The organism is Paraliobacillus sp. JSM ZJ581 (assembly GCF_044383835.1).
In the GTDB taxonomy this organism is placed as follows: domain Bacteria; phylum Bacillota; class Bacilli; order Bacillales; family Amphibacillaceae; genus Paraliobacillus.
Genome location: NZ_JBISEP010000065.1, coordinates 1 through 1,666 on the forward strand (window position 1 = coordinate 1; position 1,666 = coordinate 1,666).

Consider the following 1,666-nt stretch of genomic DNA (forward strand, 5'->3'; position numbering starts at 1 on the left):
TTCTTTACAGTATACTTTAATTTCAACTTCTTGGTATTTCAAGCTATATCCATCTCTTACTTGACCTTGTGTAGATACTCGAATATAACCGATAACTTTCATGATATTTCCCCTACGTTACGCTAATCTGGATCACCGTAACGCTTAGCCATTATAACTAATATAAATTTATTGTATGAAGCTTTAGCGATATATTCAATCCCTTTATCGATACAAATTTATTGTGTATCGATAAAGTAATATGAAAAAGAGGAAGGGAAATACCATGCCAATATCAATCAAACTAAAGGAAATCTTGAAAGAGCGTGACCTATCACGTGAATTAGCACGGATCGCAGGGTTGCGACCAAATACAATAAGCCATCTTTGTTCAGACAACGTGGATAGAGTGTATCTATCTACATTAGAAACAGTATGTAAAGTGTTAGACATCGACATTCAGGAGTTAATCGAGGTGGAATAGTCCTCTTGATAAATTAATCGTTCTTTTGTACATAAAAGTTGTGAAAAATTTAAAAGGCAGGGGAAAGCAAAGGTATAGTATTATCAGTTGCGGATAATGGTAACTGATAATATTACAGTTTTTATTGAAGTGATAAAGAAAGAAATAGGTTATTCAATTTAAAGTTAGTGTACGTACTGGATAAATTTTAAAAACATCATATAAGGCAGACAAACATTAGTCTTAATTTCTCTATGAAATGTCGTATATTCAGCACTGGGTAGTCGCCACAAAAAGATAAACCTTGAAAGGCATTTTGCCAATCAAGGTTTATTAATATTTTCGCAATATAATCAATGCTTTATATATAAATCATCTCCATCTCCAGTTAATTTCCCCATCAGGATAAACCGCAGGTATGTATATACCCTTTTTCCTTTTTTCGCTATCCATAATATACCAATTGCTATCGTCTAACCATTCATCGTTATAATTAGTTTCCTCAAAATCATTTTCCTCATCAACAATTGCTGTAAAAAAATCGTTGAATTTATCTATACTTTTTGAAGGGATAATCTCAGCATTCATCCACATACCATCAACATTAATATTGTGTATATTTCCTAAAAACTCGTTTATAAAGTATAGTTTCATAATTCTCACTCCTTCTGCGAAACCTTAATATATTGGCTTGGAACTTCTCCTTTAATTAAGTATTCACTATCCCTCTTAGTCCAGTTAATTGCTCTATTCTTCCAAAAATCAGAAGAGACAACATCTCTTTCAATTAACTTTTGAATTTGTTTTGGAGAAAGTATAACAACATCTTTTACCTTTCCAGACTGTATGTCTTTCCTTAAGGCTGATATATCTAGTTCAATTGCATTTTCTCCATAATTTCCAATCACATTTTTGTTATTTGTGAAACTAGTATAAGGGCTATTAGATTTAGCTCCTTTTCTATAACCTCCAAGTATATGCTCTGTAACAGTCACTTGTCGCCCTTTATATAAACCATCCTTATTGGCTGGAACTAAATCACCTGAACTCGATATATGAGGCTTACCAATTCCATTTGGTCTAGTTGGAGAGCGAAGTAAACTATCTCCCCTATATAAAATACTTTTGTTGGTTAGAGAAGCATTATCCGTACCCTTAGTAACTTTCGCAAAGCTCGTGTGTATCTCTTGTTGTACGTGAGTATCACGCATCGCGTTGATAGGT

General features: G+C 33.1%; 2 protein-coding genes and 2 pseudogenes. 1 reads left to right on the plus strand and 3 read right to left on the minus strand.

Translation table 11 applies throughout. From position 1 onward, the window contains the following. Window positions 1–102, minus strand: a pseudogene (locus tag ACH6CY_RS15615) (recombinase family protein); the annotation flags it as partial. Window positions 103–265: 163 nt separating this feature from the next. Between ACH6CY_RS15615 and ACH6CY_RS15620 the strand changes: the two are divergent. Next, the gene (locus ACH6CY_RS15620) at window positions 266–463 is read left to right on the plus strand and encodes a helix-turn-helix domain-containing protein (RefSeq protein WP_374068233.1); all 198 of its coding nucleotides are present in this window, start codon (window positions 266–268) and stop codon (window positions 461–463) included. Between the two features lie 351 nt (window positions 464–814). On the opposite strand, the gene ACH6CY_RS15625 is transcribed toward ACH6CY_RS15620, so the two are convergent. Both ACH6CY_RS15625 and ACH6CY_RS15630 read right to left on the minus strand, forming a co-directional pair. Next, window positions 815–1,096: a hypothetical protein gene (locus tag ACH6CY_RS15625; RefSeq protein ID WP_374068234.1), complete on the minus strand. Its 282-nt coding sequence runs from the start codon at window positions 1,094–1,096 to the stop codon at window positions 815–817. A 5-nt stretch (window positions 1,097–1,101) separates the two neighbouring features. Beyond that, window positions 1,102–1,666, minus strand: a pseudogene (locus ACH6CY_RS15630) (hypothetical protein); the annotation flags it as partial.

Excerpts from the sequence above, each read along its gene's own strand:
- ACH6CY_RS15620 (WP_374068233.1), top strand. The coding sequence starts at position 266 with ATGCCAATATCAATCAAACTAAAGGAAATCTTGAAAGAGCGTGACCTA.
- ACH6CY_RS15625 (WP_374068234.1), bottom strand. The coding sequence starts at position 1,096 with ATGAAACTATACTTTATAAACGAGTTTTTAGGAAATATACACAATATT.